This window comes from Seonamhaeicola marinus, assembly GCF_008085455.1.
In genome coordinates this window covers 16,019-37,777 of the sequence record NZ_VSDQ01000679.1, presented here as the reverse complement: position 1 = coordinate 37,777, position 21,759 = coordinate 16,019, and the positions used below count along the sequence as shown (strand labels likewise).

The window sequence follows — 21,759 nt, the reverse complement described above, 5'->3', positions numbered from 1 at the left end:
TTTAAGTGCTATTTAATTAGTATTTTTGACCTCTATAAATTAACTGACTATGAGTGAGACTAGACACAATTGGACCAAAGAAGAGATACTAGATATATACAATAAACCATTCATGGAGTTGCTTTATGAAGCAGCTACAGTTCATAGAAAAAATCACGACCCTAACGTGGTGCAAGTAAGCACATTATTATCAATAAAAACAGGAGGATGTAGCGAAGATTGTGGGTACTGTCCCCAAGCAGCAAGATATCATACCGATATTGAGGGTAATGACTTAATGAGTGTTCAGCAAGTAAAAGCGCAAGCATTAAGAGCTAAATCTGGTGGAAGTTCTCGTGTATGTATGGGAGCGGCATGGAGAAATGTAAAAGATGGAGAGGAATTTGATGAGGTTTTAGAAATGGTACGTACTATAAACAAGCTAGATATGGAGGTGTGTTGTACACTTGGTATGCTAACCGAAAATCAAGCTAAGCGTTTGGCCGAAGCTGGTCTATATGCTTATAACCACAATTTAGATTCATCAGAAGAATATTATAAAGAAGTTATTTCAACTAGAGGTTATCAAGATCGATTAGATACTATTGATAATGTTAGAAAAACCAACGTTACCGTTTGTAGCGGTGGTATTATTGGTATGGGAGAAGATTTAGAGGATAGAGCGGGAATGTTGGTTGCTTTATCAACTTTAAATCCGCAGCCTGAATCTACACCAATTAACGCATTAGTTGCAGTAGAAGGTACACCTTTGGAGGATCAAAAACCCGTATCTATATGGGAAATGGTGCGCATGGTAGCAACCACCAGAATTGTAATGCCAGAAACGCAAGTACGTTTAAGTGCTGGTAGAACTCAAATGAGTAGAGAAGGACAAGCTATGTGTTTCTTTGCCGGCGCTAATTCAATTTTTGCCGGCGATAAACTACTAACTACACCTAACCCAGATGTTAGTGAAGACATGGAAATGTTTGCTTTATTAGGTTTGGAGCCGCAAAAACCATTCACTAAAAAGGTGCAACCTAAATCTGTTGAAGCTCAAGATTCTCAATATGAAAGTTTGGGAGAAAAACCAAAATGGACACGTCCTGAACATAAAATTGAGCGTAATGAAGCTGCTAAGGAAAAAGCAAAGGCTGCTAAGTAATTTTATAATATTTTAAGTCTCTTAACGTTTTCTTAACTTTGGAAATCTAACTTGTTGAATTTTGAAATTAAATCTACAGGAAATTCCTAGGGTTGAAACTATAACAAAAGAGGATTTTTTAAAGCATTACTTTAAGCCTCAAAGACCAGTTGTTATAGAAAAGTGTATTGAAGATTGGCCTGCTTATAAGAAGTGGAATTTAGATTATATAAAAGAAATAGCTGGTGATAAAATAGTGCCGCTTTATGATGACAGACCGGTGGCCTATGAAGAGGGTTTTAATGAGCCTCATGCCACAATGAAAATGAGCACTTACATTGATCTTCTCAAAAAAGAACCTACAAAGTATAGAATTTTTCTGTGGAATGTCTTAAAAGAAATTCCCAAACTGCAAGAAGATTTTAAATTTCCAGATTTTGGTTTAAGATTAATGAAAGGGTTGCCAATGCTTTTTTTTGGCGGACGCGATTCTTATACTTTTATGCATTATGATATTGATTTAGCCAATATATTTCATTTTCATTTTAATGGCGAAAAAGAATGTATTTTATTCGATCAGAAGCAGACAAAATACCTTTATAAAGTACCACACTCCTTAATTTCTAGGGAAGATATAGATTTTAAAAATCCCGATTTTAATAAATGGCCAGCATTAAAAAATGCAAAGGGTTACATAACCAAGTTAAACCATGGAGATGTGCTTTACATGCCAGAGGGATATTGGCATTATATGAGATATATTACACCTGGTTTTTCTATGAGTTTAAGAGCAATGGCCAGAAATCCTAAAAACTTTAGTAGAGCAGTCTATAATGTATTTATTATGCGTTATTTCGATAATTTTATGAGACGTATAAAGGGCCAGAAGTGGATAGAGTGGAAAAATAATCAGGCTATTGTAAGAACTCATAAATCTTTATCCTAAATTTTGTGACCATTAAATGTATTTGGGTGTCTTAACTCCTAATAATCACAAAATTTTAATCTTACAATGAAAAAATTAATTTTAATAGCTGCATTGATAAACGTCTCATTGGTTTCGGGACAAGCTTTTACAGGGAATGGAGACAAGAAGTTTCAAGTGGGAGCCAACATTCAAAATAATGGTACTGGAATAAGTGCTACGTATGATTTTGGAGCTGGTGAAAATATTTCTTTTGGGCTCTCTTCAATCTATCTTTTAAGTGTTAATTCAGCCCTTCAAAATAATGATGGTAATGATGACTTAAATGCCGATATTACGGATAGATTTGATTTGAGGGCAAGATTTAATGCAAACCTTGGTAGTGTTATAAATATTGATGATAATTTGGATGTTTATCCAGGGCTAAGTTTAGGATTAAAGAATTTTGGAGGGCATTTAGGAGTGCGCTATTTCTTCTCAGACGGATTTGGAGTCTATTCTGAATTAAATACACCATTTGCTAAATACAAAAACGACAACTTAACACCTGCGGAAAAATTAAATAACCAGTTCTCCGTAAGTTTTGGTGCAAGTTTTAACATCTGATAGGATAAGAAGGTATAAAGTATGGGCAAAATAATATTATATTTTGCCTTTTTTTATCTTAACTAACTATGTCATTGACTTTTTCATAAACTAAATGAGATTCCCATCCTCTATACAATAGATAGTTTATTAACTTTTTGCGTTTTTTCAATTTATTAGACTCTGTAATAGAATTGGCTTTTTTTTCGGCTAACGCATTAAAAGTTTCGATGTAATCTATTTCTTCAATTTCTGTAAGAGCTTTATTTATGTTAAATTTGCTTACGTCTTTTTTCTGTAGTTCTTGAGCTATTTTTCGACGTCCCCATTTCTTTATTTTCAACTTACCATGTGCGTATGTTTTGGCAAAACGTTCTTCGTTAAGAAAATTATGCTCTATAAGGTGTACAATGATTACATCTATGGCTTCAGGAATCATATGCATTCCCTTTAGCTTTTGCTTAACTTCTTGATGGCACCGTTCCTGATAGGCACAATAATACTCAAGTTTTTTTGTGGCTTCTTGTACGGTAAATGTTTTTTTGGGTTGTTGCATGTGTTCAAAAATAACAAACATAACTTAAGATTTGAGAATATTACTAAAGCAAATATTATACAATAAAATCACTTAAGAATGAAAAGAATTATGTACACAATAGCAATAATACTGACCTTTAAAACGGGGTACGGGCAAACTATTTTAACAGAAGGGGATATTGCAATAACAGGAGTTAATCTAGATGATAACGATCAATTTTCTTTCGTTTTATTAAAAGACATTACCGCTGGCACAGAAATTCATTTTGCCGACACAGGATGGAATATATTTGGTGAATTTGAAGGATATAATGCTGTTACTGGAGAAGTTAGTGAGGGTGTAATTACTTGGAGTGCCACCACAGATTTATTATGTGGTGCCGTTGTAGTAATCGAAAAGGTTGGTGCATCAAATACTTTAATTGTTAGTTCAGGAACTGCTTCGGTAACCGATAATGGGTTTGGTTTATCTAAAGTGGGGGATCAAGTCATAGCTTTTCAAGGTTCTACAGATGAACCTACATTCCTTTATGCTGTCCATTTAGGTAATACCACTGGTTGGACTGATGCTACCAATACAAATTCTAGTGCAGTTCCAGCGGGTTTAACCGAAGGTGTAAATGCAATTTATATAGGTAGCTTAGATAATCAGGTTTATAATTGTGCTGTATCAGTTGGTCGAACAGAAATACTTGCTTCTGTTGCTAATACAACTAACTGGTCTGGCTCTAGTTCTGTAAGGCAATCTTTGGGGACTTGTATGTATACATGTAATACTTTGGGGTCCTGTTCTGAAACCGTTACATACAATGGCACTTGGAGTAACGGTAAAGGACCTGACCTAACTTCCGAAGTTATTATTGCGGCAAATTATGACACAAGTGGAGGCAACGAATTTAGTGCCTGTAGTTTAACGGTAAATGAGGATGTAACTTTAACTATTGGAGAAAACAGTTATGTAGAAGTTGAAAATAATGTTGAAGTAAATGGTACTCTAACGGTTTTATCATCTGGTAATTTTGTACAAAATAGTGCTAATGGGCTTTTTACTCTTAATGGCAGTGCATCTGTTGTTAAACATACTCCAGCAAAAGCAAAATGGTATTACTACACATATTGGAGTTCTCCAGTAGTTAGTGAAACTATAGAGGAAGCTTTCCCGAATACTCCAGAGAGCAGACGATTTTATTTCGATGCAGCCGGTTACTTAGATGCTAATAACGATGGTGTAGAAGATAATGGTACTGCGTGGCGTATAGCTGCTGGAACCATGACTCCTGGTACAGGATATATAGCAACAGAGTCTACCTTTCATTTATCAGGAGCAACGGGTACCGCAAATTTTGAAGGTCAGTTTAACACGGGTGATATAACTACGAATATAGTGCACAATGCAGCTAATGTTGGAGGTAGCTGGAATCTAATTGGGAATCCTTATCCTTCGGCAATAGATTTTATTGCATTTCAACAAGCTAACGCATCGGTTATTGATGGAGTAGCCTACTTTTGGTCACAAGCCAGTCCTCCGGAAAAGACTAATCCGGGAACGGCTGTGTATAACTTTAATACTAATGATTATGCTACTTTTACTGTTGGTAGTGGAGGAGCAGCGGGAACAAGTGGAGTTACACCAACAAAATATGTTCCGTCTGCCCAAAGTTTTTTTGTAGTGGGATTAGCTAATGATCATGCTACTTTTACCAATGCCATGAGAATGGCAGATGGAATTAGTAACTCACAGTTTTTCAAGAATTCGCATACAAAACGTAAAGTTGAAAAACTTGATAATAAGCTTTGGGTAAATTTAACATCCGATAATGGTGTATTTAATCAGGTTCTTGTGGCATATGTAAATGGAGCTACAAATACTGATGATGGTCTTTATTTCGATGCTCCTAAGCTTATAGTAAATGAGGCCGCTATTCTGTATTCTAAAATTGAAAATTCTAATAAGAGTTTTATGATTCAAGGTAGGGCAGCAAATAGTTTAGAAGAAGATAATGAAGCTGTTAAACTTGGTTTTAAGACTAATATTGAAGTTGCAACCTTATATAAATTATCTCTTGCAGATATACAAGGAGAGTTCTTAACAAATAGTCGCATTTATTTAAAAGATAATTTATTACACAAAATACATGATCTTTCGGGTTCCGATTATACCTTTACTTCGGAAGTGGGTGAGTTTAATGATAGATTTGAAATCACATATAAAAATACTTTGTTGTCTACTCCAAATAATTTTGAATCTAGTAAGAGTTTAAAGATAATCTCATTGGAAGATGATAGTGTCCAGTTTTCAGTTTCGAACAATTTAGAAATTACTTCAATTGAAATTTACGATGTTTTTGGAAGAAGCCTTTGTAAGTTTAAAGGTAAGCGCAATGTTGAAACCTTCAGATTATCTAATTTAAGAACGTCTGTTTTTGTTGCTAAGGTTGAATTATCAAACGGAATAGTAATACATAAGAAAGCGCTTAAATAGTAAATCAGCTAAGCTTTCTTATAAACTATATTTTAAGGAGATTATAAAGTTTCTTCCAGGAGCTGTAATACCCGAAGAATACGGTCTGTAACGTTGATTAGAAATGTTTTCTAAACCAGCGGTAAGCGTAGTAGAATTACTTAATTTGTATAAGGTTCTTAAGTTTATAGTGTACCAAGAAGGACTATACGGGTTTCCGTTGGCGTCTAGAGCATATAGGAAGTCTTTTTCTATCTCAGATGGTGCTAATTGATTAAAAGACAATTCACTGTTATAAATTGCAAAAGCATCAATTTTAAAATTATTATTAGTCCATGTTATGTGTAAGTTTCCAAAATTAGGAGAAACATGTCTTATTGGAACCTCAATGGCACCTTCTTCTTCGGTTCCGGCAATAATACTATATTGAGAACTTAATAATAGCTCATTAGTAATTGCAAATTGTAAACCAGCCTCAAACCCATAAATCCATGCTTTAGAAGCATTTTGAATAGCTTGGACATTGCTAAGTTCACCGTCATAAATAATTTGAGATTGTCCGTTTAGAGAATAATCCCTGCGCACTAAAGCATTGTCTAAATAGGTATAGTAAGAACTTAAATCAATAATAAGTTTTTTATCAAAGTCAAGTTTTAGGCCTAATTCAGCCCCATAAGCGTATTCGGGTTTTAAGTTTTCATTGGGAACCACTACAGAACCAGGTTCAGAATCAAATACTTTACCTATATCATCTATATTAGGAGCTCTAAATGCAGATGAGGCATTTAACTTCCATTGCATTATTTCATTAGGAAACCATGTTATTCCGGCGGTTCCTGTTAAAGCACCAGCTTTATTGTTAGATGAATTAAAAGGCAGATTTAAGTATGCGTTATTTTCTTCAAAATTAGCCTTAGAGATAATGTGATTAAATCTTAGACCAGATTGAAATACAAACTTAGGATTAGGCTTATATTTTATACTTGTATAAATAGCAGCCGACTGCCATGAAGCTTTATTTGGGTATCTAGATACAGAGGGGGTAAATGTATTGGCAATTATGTTTTGCTCTTTTCCTTTAGAAAAAACTTTATTGTAAACATATTCTAAACCATAAAAGAATTGCGTTTTTATATTTAGTCTCTTTTCTAAATCTAGATTGAAAGAATAAGCATCAACGGTCTCTTCTCTTATGTTTCTTAGGTTTGAATTAAAATTTCTGTCCGTTCTACTTTCTTGGAAGTTTTGATATGCAATGGTTGTTTTTATTTTGTCATATAAGTTTGAGGAACTACTTAATTTAGTTACTTGAAAGTTTGCCATAAACCACTGCTGCGGGCCGTAATTCCATTCGGCAGACTTTAGATTATTACCACTATATCGAATTAATCGGTCATAACGAGGAATGTCAGAAGTCGTAGTATAGTGTAAGCCCAAATCGAAACTTAAGTTTTCATAAGGTTCAAACTTAACTTTTTGCATTAGGTTAAGTTGATCGTATCCAGTATACTTTTGAAGTTGCGAATCACTATTTTGAATAACCTGATCTATATTATTTGAAGTGGTTACAAACTCAGGTCTTAAATACTCTTTTGGACCATGAGCTCCCATTTTTAAATCGCCGAATTTGGTATAACTAATATTCGTTAAAAGCCCCCATTTTTTATACCCAAGATTTAAATCTAAATGCCCCGTATTTTCATTATTTGCAGTGGCATACCTAAGTGCTAAATTAGATTTTACCAAAAGAGAATCATTATAGGAAAGTTGAGGTTGCTTTGTATAAAAGCTCATAACGCCACCTATGGCATCACTTCCATAAATTACCGAACCAGCACCTAAGGTAACTTCGGTATTTTGAATTGAAAATGGATCTATAGAAATAACATTGTGCAAATTGCCTCCTCTAAAAATGGCATTATTCATTCTAACCCCATCTACAGTAATTAAAAGTCTATTTGTGGAAAAGCCCCTAATCATTGGGCTACCACCTCCCATTTGACTTTTTTGAACAAATACCTGCCCCGTTGACTCTAACAAATCTGCACTGGTTTGTGGATTAGCAAACTGGATGCTTTCCTTGTTTAAACTTACTATAGTTTGAGGTATATCTTTTCTGTTTTGATGAAATTTGGATGCAGAAATAACAATTTCATCAAGTCCACGAGTATTAGATTCAAGAAAAATAGTAGTACCATTTACTAAGTCACTTTTGGTTATTTTTTTTAAAACATGAGACACATGTTTTAAAAAAATAAATTCAGTATCGTTAAACTGACTTATATCTGCTTCACCTCTAAAATTTGTAACCGTACTTTTAGATTTATCCACGTTATAAATGGCAACAGCAAAAATAGGCTCTTTACTAATGTTATTTAAAACCTTAATATTTTGAGCCTTTATATTGGTAATTGCCAGTAGTAAGAAGAAAAATGTGTATAAAACCTTCATCTATTAGTTAAAAACCTGATTAAATATTTCCAGGGATTTAGGGCGTTTAAAATTCCCCAAATGTAATTCAAAATATAGCAAAATCATATTTAAAAATGATTGTCTTTGTTTTGAATTTATTTTTACCAAAGAAAGGTCATCAAATGTTGTGCCTAACAACTGTTTAAGTAGTGTTAAATTATCTCCCGATATGCAGTTTTTATTGGTTTTGGTGGCAACAAAGCTTCCATCAAGTAAGCTAAAAAAACCACACTCAATATTTGAAGTGTCTGGATAAAAACCTAAATATTTTGTGAGATTAAGTAAGAACAATAAATGAAAATTGGAGTAATTTGAATGTTCATCAAGCCAAAGTAAAGTAGCTTCCATATAACTATACAAAGTTTGGTTATGTTCTTCTTCTTGTAATGTACTAGACAAAACTTCAGATAAGAACATAACAATTGCACTTTTTAGAACATTACTATGTAAGCTTGAATAATGGTGTTCTAGTTTAACTTCTTTAATAGACTGCAATGACCTGTTATTTTTGTACTGAAGAACCAAAGATAACTGGGATAACAATTGGAAATAGGCGACTTTAGTCCCTCTTTTCTTGCTTTTTAGTACACCTTTAAGAATAAAACTTATTATGCCAAACTGTTCCGTGTAACACTTTATAATAAGATCATAATCTTTGTACTTTACCTTAGATAAAACAATGGCTTTAGTGTTAACATGCATTATCTAACAACCATTAGTTTAATAACATTAGTTTCAAAAGTATCCAAATCTGAAAGCATAATTAAATAGACTCCAGAAGCAACTAAATTATTGGCTAAATTTTTTCCATTCCAGTAGGCAGTACCACCATCAATTTCTAAGTTATAGCCACGAAACCTTTGATTAACTCTAGATTGTGCTTCAGCAACAAGATTCCCTTCAATATCTGTAATTTTAATATTTACGTTTTCGGAGATATCTTTTATTTTAATTTTTTCGTCAACCATATTAAAACCAGGTCTCACAGGGTTTGGATAGGCGTAGGCGTTAGTTAAATCTTCAAATGGACTTGAACTCCCCGAATTAAAGGATACAAGTCCTCTACTGGTGGCTATATAAACAACACCATTGCTACCATCAATAGATATGTCGTTTATAGTGTTTGAAGGGAGGGGAGAATTGCTTTTTGTAAAATGGTGAATAGTGTTCTGTCCGTCTGAAGAAAAATAAAATATACCAGAATCTGCAGTCCCGACCCATTTATTGTTGGAGCCATCCACTTTTATCGTTGAAATGAGTTGCTGAAACAGTAGTTCTTTGGCAATACCATCTTCTTCAATAATAATCTCCTCAACAACAACATTATCTTCCTCAAAAAAGCTAGATGAATTATAAAGCACTCTAATCCCTCTGTCGGTTCCAATCCAAAGCTGATTTCTGTTGTCTAAGGCACATGAAGTCACGTTGTTGGAAGGCATATTGTTGTCTTCGCCCATTATACTTTTCAAGATTTGATTGCCGCCATTTTCACTAAAACCAATTATTCCAAAGTCAAAACTTCCAAAAAAGAGATTATTATTAGAATCAATCTCAATGTTGGAGAAACCTATGTTGTTAAACCTGTTTCCAATTAACGATGTAAAGTCAAATGATTCCCAATTACCATTTGAAAATTTGTTTAGAGGCCTATCTACCCTTCCGTTGGTAACCCATAGGTTGCCATCGTTATCATAATTAGAAGTTAATGTTAAGTGAAAATTATTTACAAAAGGAGATAAAGTACTGTTGTTTTGGTTGTAAATTAACGAAAAAACACCATCGTTAATCTCAATTAAGCCTGAGTAATAAGAGCTTATATATACTTGTTTAGAGTCATTAGGGTTAATTGCAATATGTGATAAGAAAAGTGGATCTGAAATTTCAGAGCTTATTGAATTAAAGTTAATATTACTCCAATTATTCTCACTTAAAAGACTAATTCCAGTCCTACTTTTACCTCCGTTCCAATTATAAGTAGCACTATACCCGCCATATACTACCCATAAATTTCCATTTTCATATTTAATTGAAAATGGAGTATTTAACAGGGGGCCATCTGGACGAATCTCTTCGAAAACAGGGGTGTTAGAGGTTATACTTTCTAAAACTCCGAAATGTTTTGATCCAATATAAGTGTTGTTTCCATCAACAATTGCAGATAAATAGTCGGTGTCAAAATTAGGGTCAATTGGAATTTGTGAGCTTAAAGCTAAAGTCTCATTGTAAACATAAACATTATTGGTAGTGGTAATAACTAGACTGGAACTGGAAGTTTTAATGTCATTTACAGAATCTGTAAATAGAGCCAATTCTAATAAATTATCATTTATAATTTCGTAAAGTCTCCTATTTTCTCCTATTGCAAATAACCTGTTATTAAAGTTTTGAATAAACAGATAATTTCCAGTAGAAATTGTATCCCAGTTTTGATAATTAATCAAATTTGGATTGGTCAATGCTCCCTTTTTTATTGCATTACTATTAGAACAGGAAGCATAAATGTTATTGTTAAAAATAGTGGTTTGATTTACTTTTACTTGACTTCCATTTGCTCCTATAAAAAAGGTGTCGCCAAATTCTAATCTTTGTAGATTAAAAACAGATATTCCAAAATTAGTTGAAATGTATAGGTTGTCTTCGTATTCATTAAAGTGATTAATTCTTTTATCGTTTGGTTGAATAGTTGTTTTTTCGAGTATATCAACTACGGATAGAACGTCGTCATCATTATTGAAAACAACTTCTATAAGACCATTTATATATCCTACAATTAGTAAATCATGTATTTCACTATAATAAATAGTAGAAATTGTTTCTCCCGATAATCCATTAACGGTATTGAATTCTTCAATTTCATTAGTCTGCAAATCGAAACTAAAAACAGCATTATTAGATGCCGCATAAATTTTGTTTTGTGTCTTTATAACTTCTGTAATTTCATAATAGGAAAAATGACCTTGCCATTGATTGGAATAGTCTTGGGCACTTTTTTTTAAGGGAATTAGAAATATTACAACTAATAAGACTCTTTTAAACATGTATTTTTAGTTTTATCTTAATGGTAAACTATTAACTAACGAATTAAGTAAGCAAATAATATTTTTTATAGCCAAAATAACTAAATTTTACCAAGTAAATTTTCATGTCTTTTTCTTCTACTTTCGGGCAAATTTGGTAATTCAATATGTTTCCATGATAAAATGGATAGCAAAATTATTACAAAGAAAGTTAAAATTCCAATGATTAAGGGGTTATACTTTGTGTAGAGTTCAAAATGAACAAATGTTTGAATTACGGGGAAATGATAAATGTATATGCCGTATGTGAAATCTCCATACTTGCCGAAATTATTTAGAAACTCAAAACCGTAGGCTAAATAGAAGACCATAAAACCATAAGAAAATGGTTTGAGAACCTGAGTGTTTAAAATAAAGTGTTCCAATATGAATATAATTAAGCATGGTACTATTAAATAATGTTTAAGTTTAATGAAAATGGAGAAATTGTTATAAAGTAATATACCAGTAACAAAAAAAGACATTGCACCCGGGAGTTGCTTTGCAATTCTATATTTATCTACATGAACAAAATAATTAAAGAAAATAATGGAGGATAAATAAATAATAAATGTTAAAAAATAAATGTTCCATTTCTTTTTATTTACTAACCAATAAAAAACAGGTAGTATTAAGTAAAATGCCTCTTCAATTTTAATGGTCCATAACGCACCATTAACAGCATTTATGTTGTTTTTTTCAAAAACTCCAGGTAAACAAGGTTCAATATAATTTTGAAAACTTAAATTGGCAATTAGGTATTTCCAAAATTGTTTGTTTATAAAGTAGGATTGAAAATCTTTTGAAGAAATGAAATATAGAAAAATTGCACAACATATAATTAAAATAGTGTATGCAGGTACAATTCTCTTTATTCGGCGAATTATATAGTCTTTTATTGAGCTACTTTTATTATAACTTTTTGCAATTAAAAATCCACTTATTATAAAGAATCCATCAATGGCTAATCTTGTGCTGAATAAAGGTGAAAGATGTTGAATTGTTTTAACTCCACTTAACTCAATGAAATGTGAAATGGCCACTGTAAGGGCAAAAATAACTCTTAGAAAGTCAAAATTATTTGTATTTATTTGGTTCAAGTTTAGTAAGATGTTATTCTTCAAATATATCTATTAGTTGTTAGTTATGTTTCAAAATATCATAATTATATAAAAAAAGCTTCTCAGGAAAGAGAAGCTTTTGAATAATCAGGTTAGGGATGTTATTTATACAATACCTTGAGCTAACATAGCATCGGCTACTTTTACAAAACCTGCAATATTGGCTCCTTTTACATAATCTATATATCCATCATCATCTTTACCATATTCAATACATGAATCATGAATATTACTCATTATTTCTTTAAGTTTTAGATCTACTTCTTCTCTTGTCCAATTAAATCTTAAAGAGTTTTGAGTCATTTCAAGACCAGAAGTGGCAACGCCACCGGCATTAGAGGCCTTACCTGGAGCAAACAATATTTTGGCCTTATGAAAAGCTTCAATTGCACCTTTTGTTGAAGGCATATTTGCACCTTCACTAACACAGATACATCCATTTTCTAGTAATGCATTTGCATCATTTTCGGTTAGTTCATTCTGAGTGGCGCAGGGTAGTGCAATATCACATTTTACACCCCAAGGTGTTTTACCTTTTATAAATTCGGCATTCGGATATGTTTCAAGGTACTCGCTAATTCTTCCCCTTTTTACATTTTTCAGATGCATTACAAATTCTAGTTTTTCTCTGTCAATGCCATCTTTATCATAAATATAACCAGAGGAATCAGATAAGGTTAGTACCTTTCCGCCAAGTTGAATTACTTTTTCTGCGGCAAATTGTGCCACATTACCTGAACCCGAAATAACTACGTTTTTACCTTCTAAATTATCGCCCTTGGTTTTAAGCATGTTTTCTGCGAAATAAACAGTACCATAACCTGTTGCTTCAGGTCTAATTAGGGAGCCTCCCCAAGACATGCCTTTCCCAGTTAAAACTCCTGTGAAACCATTACTTATTTTTTTATACATTCCAAACAAGAAACCAATTTCTCGTGCTCCTACGCCAATGTCTCCAGCGGGTACATCTGTATTATGACCAATATGTCTGAAAAGTTCACTCATAAATGCATGACAAAAACGCATAATTTCGTTGTCGCTTTTACCTTTAGGATCAAAATCGCTACCTCCTTTACCACCTCCCATAGGCAGTGTTGTTAAGCTATTTTTAAATACTTGTTCAAAGGCTAAGAACTTAAGGATACTCATGTTTACGGTAGGATGAAAGCGCAGTCCACCTTTATAGGGGCCAATTGCAGAATTCATCTGAATTCTATAACCTCTGTTTACCTGAATTTCACCAGCATCATCTACCCAACATACTCTAAATGTTATTACACGTTCGGGTTCTACCATTCTTAGTAAAATATTCTTGCCGTAATATATATCATGTTTTACTATATAGGGAATTACAGTTTCAGCTACTTCTTCAACCGCTTGTAAAAACTCTGGCTCGTTTCCATTACGTTGTTTAACGAGGTCTAAAAATTCTTTTATAATACTTTTCATACGCTCAAATTAAATGTGATTTGAAAAAAATACAATTTATTGCGGCAAATATACGTTATCTGTAAAATTTTATCGTGTTTTTTTTGAAATTCGCAACAACTTATTTTTTAGTGATTATCCAAAAATCTAAATATTTGGATGTTGAATGAGTTTTTATATATTTGTTTATTATAATGCCCTCTAAAAATGAAGCCTTATTATGCTTAACTTAAAACATTTAGTTTCAATATTTTGCTTGTTTTTTCTTGTTAATTCTGTAAGTGCTCAATTAGGGTTTTCCCATGAAATTGGAGTAGTTGCGGGTCCTTTGCAGTTTAGATCTGATTTTGGTAGTCGAAATGATTCTAAAACTAATTTTGGAAACTCTGGTATAGGTGTTGGTATCGTTCATTATATAAATTTTGCTTATAGAGCTGATTGTAACTGTTACACGACTGATACCTATTTTAATGACCATTTTAAACTAAGAAATGAGATTTCTTGGAATAGAACTAAGCTAGAGCATTATGGGAAATGGGTTGGAAACAGAACTAATCCTGATGGTACTACCGAGTTAAGGAATACGCCAGAGGCTAATCAGTTAAGAGGACATACAGGAGTAGCGCAAAACTTTGATATTGGAACTCAGTTAGAGTTTTTCCCATTAAGTATTAGGTCCTTTCAATCTTTTGGAACTAGGTTTGCCCCATACATCAGTTTGGGTGTTCATTATACATCTTATACACCAGAGGTTAAAACAACGTATGATAGCCCATTACCAGATGTTGAATTAGGAGATGTTACAGATTCTAGAAACTTTTATTCTGCATGGGCTCCGGGTTCTGTAAATGCTAATCCAGGTAGCACATGGTCTGTTGTTTCTAGTGTAGGTGTAAGATATAAAGTTGGTAGATTAGCCGATGTTGTTTTAGATATGAGATGGCAATACTACTTTAGCGATTGGGTAGATGGACTTAACCATAATCTAGAGTATAACAAAAATAATGACTGGCTAGTTTGGGTAAATTTTGGGTATATAATTTATCTTAACTAAACCAATTTTTTCAAAGACATTATTATTCCCATATGCATACCTTCATGGAATAATATGAATTCTAAAGCATCTTCAATATTTTTTAAGGTATTACCGGTTGTAGATACGGTATATTCTTTAAAATTGACAAACGCGCCCTTAGCGTAGTCTTTGACAGTTTTCTCTATAGTTGGCTCTAGGAGGTTTTTAATGTCATCCACCTCATTTTGAGAAACATCTCCTGCTGGAGCAGTTCCTTTTTTATATTTTTCAATAATTTCTTCGCTTACCATTGTTGGTAAGCCAGATAATCTATAGGCTAAAAGTTGCTCTGTTACTAAAACATGGCCTATATTCCAGATAATGTTATTCTTATGCCCTTCAGGAGTTTTGTTTAACTGCTCTAAAGACAAAGTCTCTAAGGTTTTTTTAAGAGATTTACGAGTGTTTTTCAATACTTCTAAAGGAAAGGACATAATTTATATTTTTTGGGTAAATATAGTTTTAAATCCTATTATTGCTTTTATTTTTGTTGTTAAAGTTGTTTAAATGAAAAAAGTATATTACCTAAAAACGTGCAATACTTGTACTAGAATATTAAAAGAGCTTAATCTTTCATCGGAATTTGTACTGCAAGATATAAAGGCAGAACCTATTACAGTAAAACAATTGGAAGAAATGCATGTGCTTTCTGGAAGCTATGAAAGCCTTTTTAGCAAGCGTTCTAAATTATACAAGGAAATGGGTTTAAAAGACCAAAAACTTGAAGAAAGAGACTTTAAGCACTATATCTTAGAGCACTATACTTTTCTAAGTAGACCAGTTTTTGTGTTTAACGACCAGATTTTCATTGGGAATTCTAAAAAAAATATTGAGGCAGTAAAAGAAGCTCTTGGTTAAGGTTATTTATATGCATTAAAGAACTTCAATGTTTTTTCTACGTGCTTAATCCAATAAGGCCATTCATGACCGCCATCAAATTCTTCATAAATATGATCAATATTTAATGCTTTGAGTTCCTTATGAAGTAATCTGTTTGGTTCAATTAGCTCATCTTTTATACCGCAGTCAAATCTTAATTTAGGTAGTTTATCTTTATTTAACTTAATACAGTCAATAACATCTGGTAAGTTGTTGTTATCTAGATATTCATTTAAAGGCTCTTCAACAAAAAGAGCCATTTGTTCTAATTTGGTAATTGAACTGTGTCCTGAAATGGCCTTGAATTTTTCAGGGAATTTAGCCCCAAGACTTAGTGCACCATAGCCGCCCATAGAAAGTCCACCAATACAAGTAGCAATTGAATTTTTAGCTTGTGGGATATTTTCCTTTATGGCTGTTACAACATCATTGACTATCCAATTATCAAAACTTTTCGAATGATGTGAAAAGTATGCAGACCCGTCTCCCCAAAGGCCATCGGATGGCATTGCTATTATTGCGGGGTCTATTGTATTAGTGTTCATTAGCTTTTCAGCGGCTTTATGAGCACCACCTTTCATAGCCCAAATCCATGCACTGCCATAAACGCCATGTAAAAGTATGTAAATAGGAAGATCATCTACGGCCTCTTTGACATCTGGAACGTACAAACAAATATCGCCTCTTCCTTGTAGGTGCGGTGTTTTTATTGTTAAAAAACGAAGGCCTTGAGATTCAAAAGGCGTATCTGATAATTCTACGGTTTTAAAACTTGATGCCATAGCTTTATTTTACGATTAACGATGAGTTAGATTTACTAAGATTTTTAGATTGCACGGCTATATTGATAACTCCTTCTGCATTTGATTTTGCATAGATAACGGCTTGCCCATTAAAAAATCTTCTTTCAGGTTTTGACAGGTTTTGGACATTGGTTGGGTTCCCATTTCCCGAAGCTAGGAACTCGGCAGCACCATCTACATTAATCTTCATATTTTCATTGTATCTAACACACAGATTACCATTCTTATCTAATACCGATACAACATAAACTGCAACTTCGCCTTTACTGAGAGAGGTTACCTCATTTTTAATTTCGATGCTCGCAGGCTTTTGAGAAGTAACTCTAGAAACTTCGTCTACTTTTTTACCCTTTTTGTTATAGGCTACAACCTTTACTTCCCCAGGCTCATAAGACACGTTATCCCAAACAATAGCATAAGCTTTTAATTGTGCCATAGTTGTGCCTCCAGATGCTTCTCTTTGAATCTTTTTTGCTAAAAATTCTGGAGTTTCCGGCTTTTGTTTAGTTTTAATACCGTAGCTTTTTCCATTTACAAATAGTTCCGCTTTATCATAAGTTGTATAACAAACAACAGGTAAGGTCTTGTTTTCCATTTCTGGTAAAGTCCAATGCGGAAAAACATGAAGTGTTTCTTTGTTGTCATTCCATTCACTTTGATATAAATAGAACTTATCTTTTTCAAGACCAACCATATCAACAGGAGCAAAGTAGGAACTTCTAGATTTTGCTGTGTGGTATGGAGAAGGTTCACCTAAGTAATCATAACCAGTCCAAACAAATTCACCATATACAAAATCGTTATAGTCTTGAGCAGCAAACTCTTTGAAAGGGGCATATCCCCAAGGAACGTTTGTGTTTTCATAATTTCCTGGTTGCCCATCTTTATAAAGTTTTACGTTAGCCGAGGCGCCTCTTGCATTTCTAACAGTATCAAATACTACAGGGAATTTGTAAGAGTTTCGTGTGCTTAAAGCTCCGCCAGTTTCACTTGCGTAGAATTTTAAATTAGGGTAGTGTTCTTTAATTTTATGATAAATACCTGGTTTATAATTAAAGCCAGTAACATCAACAGTTGATGCCATACCACTTTCTAAAGCGTTATTTGCCGAGTTAAATCCTGCTGTTGTGGCTCTTGTAGTATCTAAAGATTTAACAATATCATTTAAGTATTTAGTTATGCCATTAGGATCTCTTCTGTATTGTTCCATAATTTCATTACCAATACTCCACATTATAATGCTAGGGTGGTTTCGGTCTCTTAAAATCATATCGGTAAGGTCTTTTTTAGACCATAAATCAAATTGCTTTGAATACCCATTAAGCGTTTTTCCAATTTGCCATTCATCAAAAGCCTCATCGATAGCCAAAATTCCCATTTTATCACAAATGTCTAAAGCTTCTGGAGCTGGAGGGTTGTGAGAGAAACGAATGGCATTTACACCCATTTCTTTCATCTTTTTCATTTGACGTACAAAAAGTTCTGGATAGAAAGCAGCACCCACTGGACCAAAATCATGATGCATGTTAACACCTTTAAGCTTTACCTTCTTATCATTTAAGTAAAAACCATCTATCTCAAAACGAATACTTCTTATACCAAAAGTAGTTTTATAGCTGTCTATTGCTTTTCCTTCAGCTAAAACAGTCGTTTTTAGAGTATACAAATTTGGAGTTTCAATACTCCAAAGTTTTGGTTTTGAGATTTGAAAATTATGGTTAAGTGTTTTTGCATCTTTTATTACGATTACTTCATTTTCTTGGGTAATTAGTTTTCCGTTGGGATCATAAATTTCATTTTTAACCGTAAAATCTCCGCTACCAAGTAATTCTACTTTGGCGTTAACTAGGGCTTTTTTCTTTGATATTTCTGGCGTTGTAACAAAGGTCCCCCAAGTTTTAACATGTGTAGTGTTAGTTTTTATTATCGAAACTTTTCTGTATAAACCAGCACCAGGATACCAGCGCGATTGACTATCAAAATTTTCTAGTCTTACAGCAATTGAATTCGTTCCAGGTTTTAAAAACTTAGTGATATCAAAGTAAAAAGAGATATATCCAAATGGACGTTCGCCAACATATTTACCATTTACGTAAACTTTGGCGTTACTCATGGCACCATCAAATAATAATTGGACTTTTTGTTTTAGCTCCTCAGAAGATACATCGTATTTAGTTCTATACCATCCAATACCCACATATGGTAAGGCGCCTGTTCTACCTGTTCTATATCTTGGTTGCGTTTCTCCATCCTGAATAACCATGGTTAATTGAATATCATGAGTAAAATCAAAATCTTCTTTAACTGCCCAGTCGTGTGGTATGGTAATGTCTTTCCAGTTGTTATCGTCAAAATGTTCTTGAAAGGCTGCACCAAAATCGTAATTTGTGAATTTCCAATTTTCTAGTAATTCTGTGCTTCTTTGAGCAGAAATGCATTGACAGATAATTAGAGCGGATAGAAGAAAAAGATTTTTTTTCATTTTAAAATTAAGGGTTAAATAGTATTGGAATATATGGTCTTTACGATGGTATATTATGCATACGGCTTCTAAGTAAATTGAAGCCGTATGTGATTAGTTTTTTATTTGATTTAATCAAAAACAATTACGCCTTTGGCATTTCGGCCTGCAAGCATATCATCAAATCCTTGTTGCAAATCCTCAAGCTTATAAGTCCGTGTAATCATTTCTTCTAATATTAGATCTCCCTTTTCATATAAGGCTTCGAATTTGGGGAAGTCAATATCGGGTTTTGCACCACCATATAATGGATTAATATATATTTTATCCCATTCAAATAGACGCATATCTACGGTGATTTCTTCTTCAATACCACTTACTTGTACAGCCGTACCTGCATTGCGTATCATGGCTAAAGGAGCAACACCCAAAGCAGGAACTGCAGTACATTCAAAAGCATAATCTGCACCTCTGCCATTGGTCATGCCTTTTACTATTTCGGCTGCATTTAATAAACCTTTGTCATCTTTGTCTGCAAGTATAATATCTGTTGCACCAAATTGTTTAGCCATCTCAAGACGTTGCTCGTTAATATCAACTGCAATAATTTTAGCCGCCCCAGAAATTCTTGCGGCTTGTACTACGTTTAGGCCAACGCCTCCTGTTCCTAGCACTACCACAGAACTTCCCCATTCAGGCTTAGCCGTATTAAATACAGAACCACATCCTGTCATTACGCCACAACTAATTGTTGATGCAGCTTCAAAAGATAATTTTTTGGAATTTTTCTTTACTACACCCGAGGATCTTACTAAAGCATATTCAGAGAATGTACCTAAATTGAATGAGCGCTCTATAGGTTCTTGGTTCAATGTGGTCGATTCAAAAGTAGGGTGTCCTCCTGAAATTTTACCTGCATGGCTTGCCATAACAGGAGAATTACATTCACAGATGTTTTGGTTACCTATTTGAGATTGAAAACTATCGTATTTTGGAGTTGCCCAGTTTAAAATTACTTCATCACCAATGGCGACTTTTGTAACATCTGGTCCGATTGCTTCTACAATTCCAGCACCTTCATGTCCCATTACAATCGGCATTCCCCATGTTAGTGAATCATGATCTGTATGACATATAGCAGCAGCTTTTATTTTTACCAATACTTCATCTTTTTGTGGTGGATGAATTTCAGTCTCTACAATGGAGAATGTTCCATCTCCCGGGGCAACAGCTGCTTTAGATTTTATTGTGCTCATAAATATCTTATATAAAATTATTTGGTTTAAAGGGGATTGATATATCTTCTAATTTGGCTTTATCTAGTTTTTGTCCTGATTTGATAAATTTTGTACCCAACATATAGGCCTTAGGAAAATTAACCGCATCAACAGCCAATAACTCATCGTCTTTAAAATACCATGTTGAAAAACTATTTTTAGTATCTTCTTTTCGTGTAACTATTTGATTATAACCATTTGAAAGTCCAACCATCTGAAGTTTTACATTAAATTGATCTGACCAAAACCAAGGAATACTATCATAAATAATATCTTCTTGCCCACATATTGCTTTTGCTGCAGTTTTAGCTTGGTCTACAGCGTTCTGTACAGATTCTAATCTTAGATTGGTTTTGTAGTGAGGGTTGTAATGATAAGTACAGTCTCCAACGGCGTATATGTCATCATCATTGGTCTTTGCCGTTTCATTAACTTTTATACCATTTTCAATTGTTAAACCAGCCTTTTCAGCTAATTCTGTGTTTACTCTAATGCCAACACCAACAACTATAACATCTGCTTCATATTTTGAGTTGTCGTCACAAACAATAGTATTAACCCCATCGTTAGTTTCAATTGAAACAACATTTTTATTCGTTGAGATTTCAACATTATTACTTTGGTGTAATTCTGTAAAAAACTCAGACATTACCGGAGCTGTTACACGGGCTAAAACACGCTCTTCGCGCTCCAAAACAACAACTTGAGCTCCTAGTTTTTTTAGAGAGGCTGCAGTTTCTAAACCAATATAACCTCCACCAATAACTACGACACGTTTTTTTTCTGAAGCATTGAAAGCTTTTCTAATATTAACCGAATCCTCTGCGGTTCTCATTGGGAAAAGGTTGTTAGCTGTGTCAATACCATTAATTGGAGGCATAAACGGTCTAGCGCCTGTAGCAATTACCAATTTATCGTAAGACTGAACCAAACCATCACTTAAAGTTACTGATTTGTTTTCTCTATTAATGTTATTTACAGCAATACCAAGTTTTAAAGAAACATTATCGGTTTGGTAATTTTCTTTTGGAAATAGTAAGCTATGTTCTGTCCCTTCTTCACTTGTTAAGTATGCTTTTGATAATGGTGGACGATGATATGGAAATTCTTTATCAATATCATATACTATAATTTCGCCTTCCCACCCTTCTCTTCGAAGGTTAAAAGCAAAGTTTACACCAGCATGACTAGCACCAATAACAACACACACCTGACCCTTAGTTGTTGTGCTCATGTTAATTTATTTAGCAACGGTTAATTCTAAACCATCTAGCTCTTCTGTAACTTTAATTTGACATGATAATCGACTATACTCGCTAACGTTATCATCAAACTCTAACATATCATTTTCAAGTTCATCTGGTGCACCTGTTAAATCCCAATGTTCTGGTTTAACATGTACATGACAAGTAGCACACGAACAAACGCCACCACAATCGCCGTCAATTCCTTTAATTCTATTCTGAACTGCCAGTTCCATAATGTTTCCAGAAGTTCCCTCTACTGTAGTAGATTTTCCATCGCTAGTTATGAATGTTATTTTTGCCATTTTATCT

General features: G+C 33.6%; 18 protein-coding genes. 6 read left to right on the top strand and 12 right to left on the bottom strand.

Annotated elements, in window-relative coordinates:
* Positions 1-49: 49 nt before the first annotated feature.
* From bioB to FUA24_RS11260, 3 genes are all read left to right on the top strand, one after another.
* Positions 50-1,144, top strand: a complete 1,095-nt coding sequence (gene bioB / locus FUA24_RS11270) for a biotin synthase BioB (RefSeq protein WP_148542313.1) — start codon at positions 50-52, stop codon at positions 1,142-1,144.
* Positions 1,145-1,205: 61 nt separating this feature from the next.
* On the top strand, positions 1,206-2,069 hold the full coding sequence (locus FUA24_RS11265; RefSeq protein ID WP_148542311.1) for a cupin-like domain-containing protein: 864 nt from the start codon (positions 1,206-1,208) through the stop codon (positions 2,067-2,069).
* Positions 2,070-2,135: 66 nt separating this feature from the next.
* Positions 2,136-2,654, top strand: a complete 519-nt coding sequence (locus FUA24_RS11260; RefSeq protein ID WP_148542309.1) for a DUF6646 family protein — start codon at positions 2,136-2,138, stop codon at positions 2,652-2,654.
* A gap of 58 nt (positions 2,655-2,712) precedes the next feature.
* Here the strand turns inward: FUA24_RS11260 and FUA24_RS11255 are convergent, their stop codons facing one another.
* Positions 2,713-3,210 carry a regulatory protein RecX gene (locus FUA24_RS11255; protein WP_246147027.1) on the bottom strand — a complete coding sequence of 166 codons (498 nt, stop codon included), beginning with the start codon at positions 3,208-3,210 and terminating at the stop codon, positions 2,713-2,715.
* A 57-nt stretch (positions 3,211-3,267) separates the two neighbouring features.
* Between FUA24_RS11255 and FUA24_RS11250 the strand changes: the two genes are divergently transcribed.
* The gene (locus tag FUA24_RS11250) at positions 3,268-5,652 is read left to right on the top strand and encodes a hypothetical protein (protein WP_148542305.1); all 2,385 of its coding nucleotides are present in this window, start codon (positions 3,268-3,270) and stop codon (positions 5,650-5,652) included.
* An 18-nt stretch (positions 5,653-5,670) separates the two neighbouring features.
* Here FUA24_RS11250 and FUA24_RS11245 read toward each other — a convergent pair whose 3' ends face one another.
* The 5 genes from FUA24_RS11245 to gdhA form a co-directional block, all read right to left on the bottom strand.
* Positions 5,671-8,082 (bottom strand): TonB-dependent receptor, encoded by a 2,412-nt coding sequence (locus FUA24_RS11245; RefSeq protein WP_148542303.1) that lies wholly within the window; start codon positions 8,080-8,082, stop codon positions 5,671-5,673.
* A 3-nt stretch (positions 8,083-8,085) separates the two neighbouring features.
* Positions 8,086-8,805: a DNA repair protein RecO gene (recO, locus tag FUA24_RS11240; protein WP_187388262.1), complete on the bottom strand. Its 720-nt coding sequence runs from the start codon at positions 8,803-8,805 to the stop codon at positions 8,086-8,088.
* The gene (gene porZ, locus FUA24_RS11235) at positions 8,805-11,141 is read right to left on the bottom strand and encodes a type IX secretion system anionic LPS delivery protein PorZ (protein WP_148542299.1); all 2,337 of its coding nucleotides are present in this window, start codon (positions 11,139-11,141) and stop codon (positions 8,805-8,807) included. Before porZ ends, recO begins: the two co-directional genes overlap by 1 nt.
* An 80-nt stretch (positions 11,142-11,221) precedes the next feature.
* The gene (locus tag FUA24_RS11230) at positions 11,222-12,259 is read right to left on the bottom strand and encodes an acyltransferase family protein (protein ID WP_187388261.1); all 1,038 of its coding nucleotides are present in this window, start codon (positions 12,257-12,259) and stop codon (positions 11,222-11,224) included.
* 126 nt (positions 12,260-12,385) lie between these two features.
* Entirely contained in the window at positions 12,386-13,729 is a 1,344-nt protein-coding gene (gdhA, locus tag FUA24_RS11225; protein WP_148542294.1) for an NADP-specific glutamate dehydrogenase, read from the bottom strand.
* Between the two features lie 199 nt (positions 13,730-13,928).
* Here gdhA and FUA24_RS11220 point away from each other — a divergent pair, with 199 nt between their 5' ends.
* Complete coding sequence (locus tag FUA24_RS11220; RefSeq protein ID WP_148542292.1) at positions 13,929-14,762, top strand: THC0290_0291 family protein; 834 nt, start codon at positions 13,929-13,931, stop codon at positions 14,760-14,762.
* Here FUA24_RS11220 and FUA24_RS11215 read toward each other — a convergent pair.
* Positions 14,759-15,217 (bottom strand): DinB family protein, encoded by a 459-nt coding sequence (locus FUA24_RS11215; protein ID WP_148542290.1) that lies wholly within the window; start codon positions 15,215-15,217, stop codon positions 14,759-14,761. The two genes, FUA24_RS11220 and FUA24_RS11215, sit on opposite strands and share 4 nt — an antisense overlap.
* 73 nt (positions 15,218-15,290) lie before the next feature.
* On the opposite strand from FUA24_RS11215, the gene FUA24_RS11210 reads away from it, so the two are divergent.
* Complete coding sequence (locus tag FUA24_RS11210) at positions 15,291-15,641, top strand: arsenate reductase family protein (RefSeq protein ID WP_148542288.1); 351 nt, start codon at positions 15,291-15,293, stop codon at positions 15,639-15,641.
* Positions 15,642-15,643: 2 nt separating this feature from the next.
* Here the strand turns inward: FUA24_RS11210 and FUA24_RS11205 are convergent, their stop codons facing one another.
* The 5 genes from FUA24_RS11205 to FUA24_RS11185 form a co-directional block, all read right to left on the bottom strand.
* Positions 15,644-16,444 (bottom strand): alpha/beta hydrolase, encoded by an 801-nt coding sequence (locus FUA24_RS11205; RefSeq protein ID WP_148542286.1) that lies wholly within the window; start codon positions 16,442-16,444, stop codon positions 15,644-15,646.
* Positions 16,445-16,448: 4 nt separating this feature from the next.
* Positions 16,449-18,947, bottom strand: coding sequence for a glycoside hydrolase family 2 TIM barrel-domain containing protein (locus tag FUA24_RS11200; RefSeq protein ID WP_148542284.1), 2,499 nt, complete (start codon positions 18,945-18,947; stop codon positions 16,449-16,451).
* Between the two features lie 110 nt (positions 18,948-19,057).
* Positions 19,058-20,182, bottom strand: coding sequence for a zinc-binding dehydrogenase (locus tag FUA24_RS11195; protein ID WP_148542282.1), 1,125 nt, complete (start codon positions 20,180-20,182; stop codon positions 19,058-19,060).
* A gap of 7 nt (positions 20,183-20,189) precedes the next feature.
* The gene (locus FUA24_RS11190; RefSeq protein WP_148542280.1) at positions 20,190-21,437 is read right to left on the bottom strand and encodes an NAD(P)/FAD-dependent oxidoreductase; all 1,248 of its coding nucleotides are present in this window, start codon (positions 21,435-21,437) and stop codon (positions 20,190-20,192) included.
* 6 nt (positions 21,438-21,443) lie between these two features.
* Complete coding sequence (locus FUA24_RS11185; RefSeq protein WP_148542278.1) at positions 21,444-21,752, bottom strand: 2Fe-2S iron-sulfur cluster-binding protein; 309 nt, start codon at positions 21,750-21,752, stop codon at positions 21,444-21,446.
* Between the last annotated feature and the right edge of the window lie 7 nt (positions 21,753-21,759).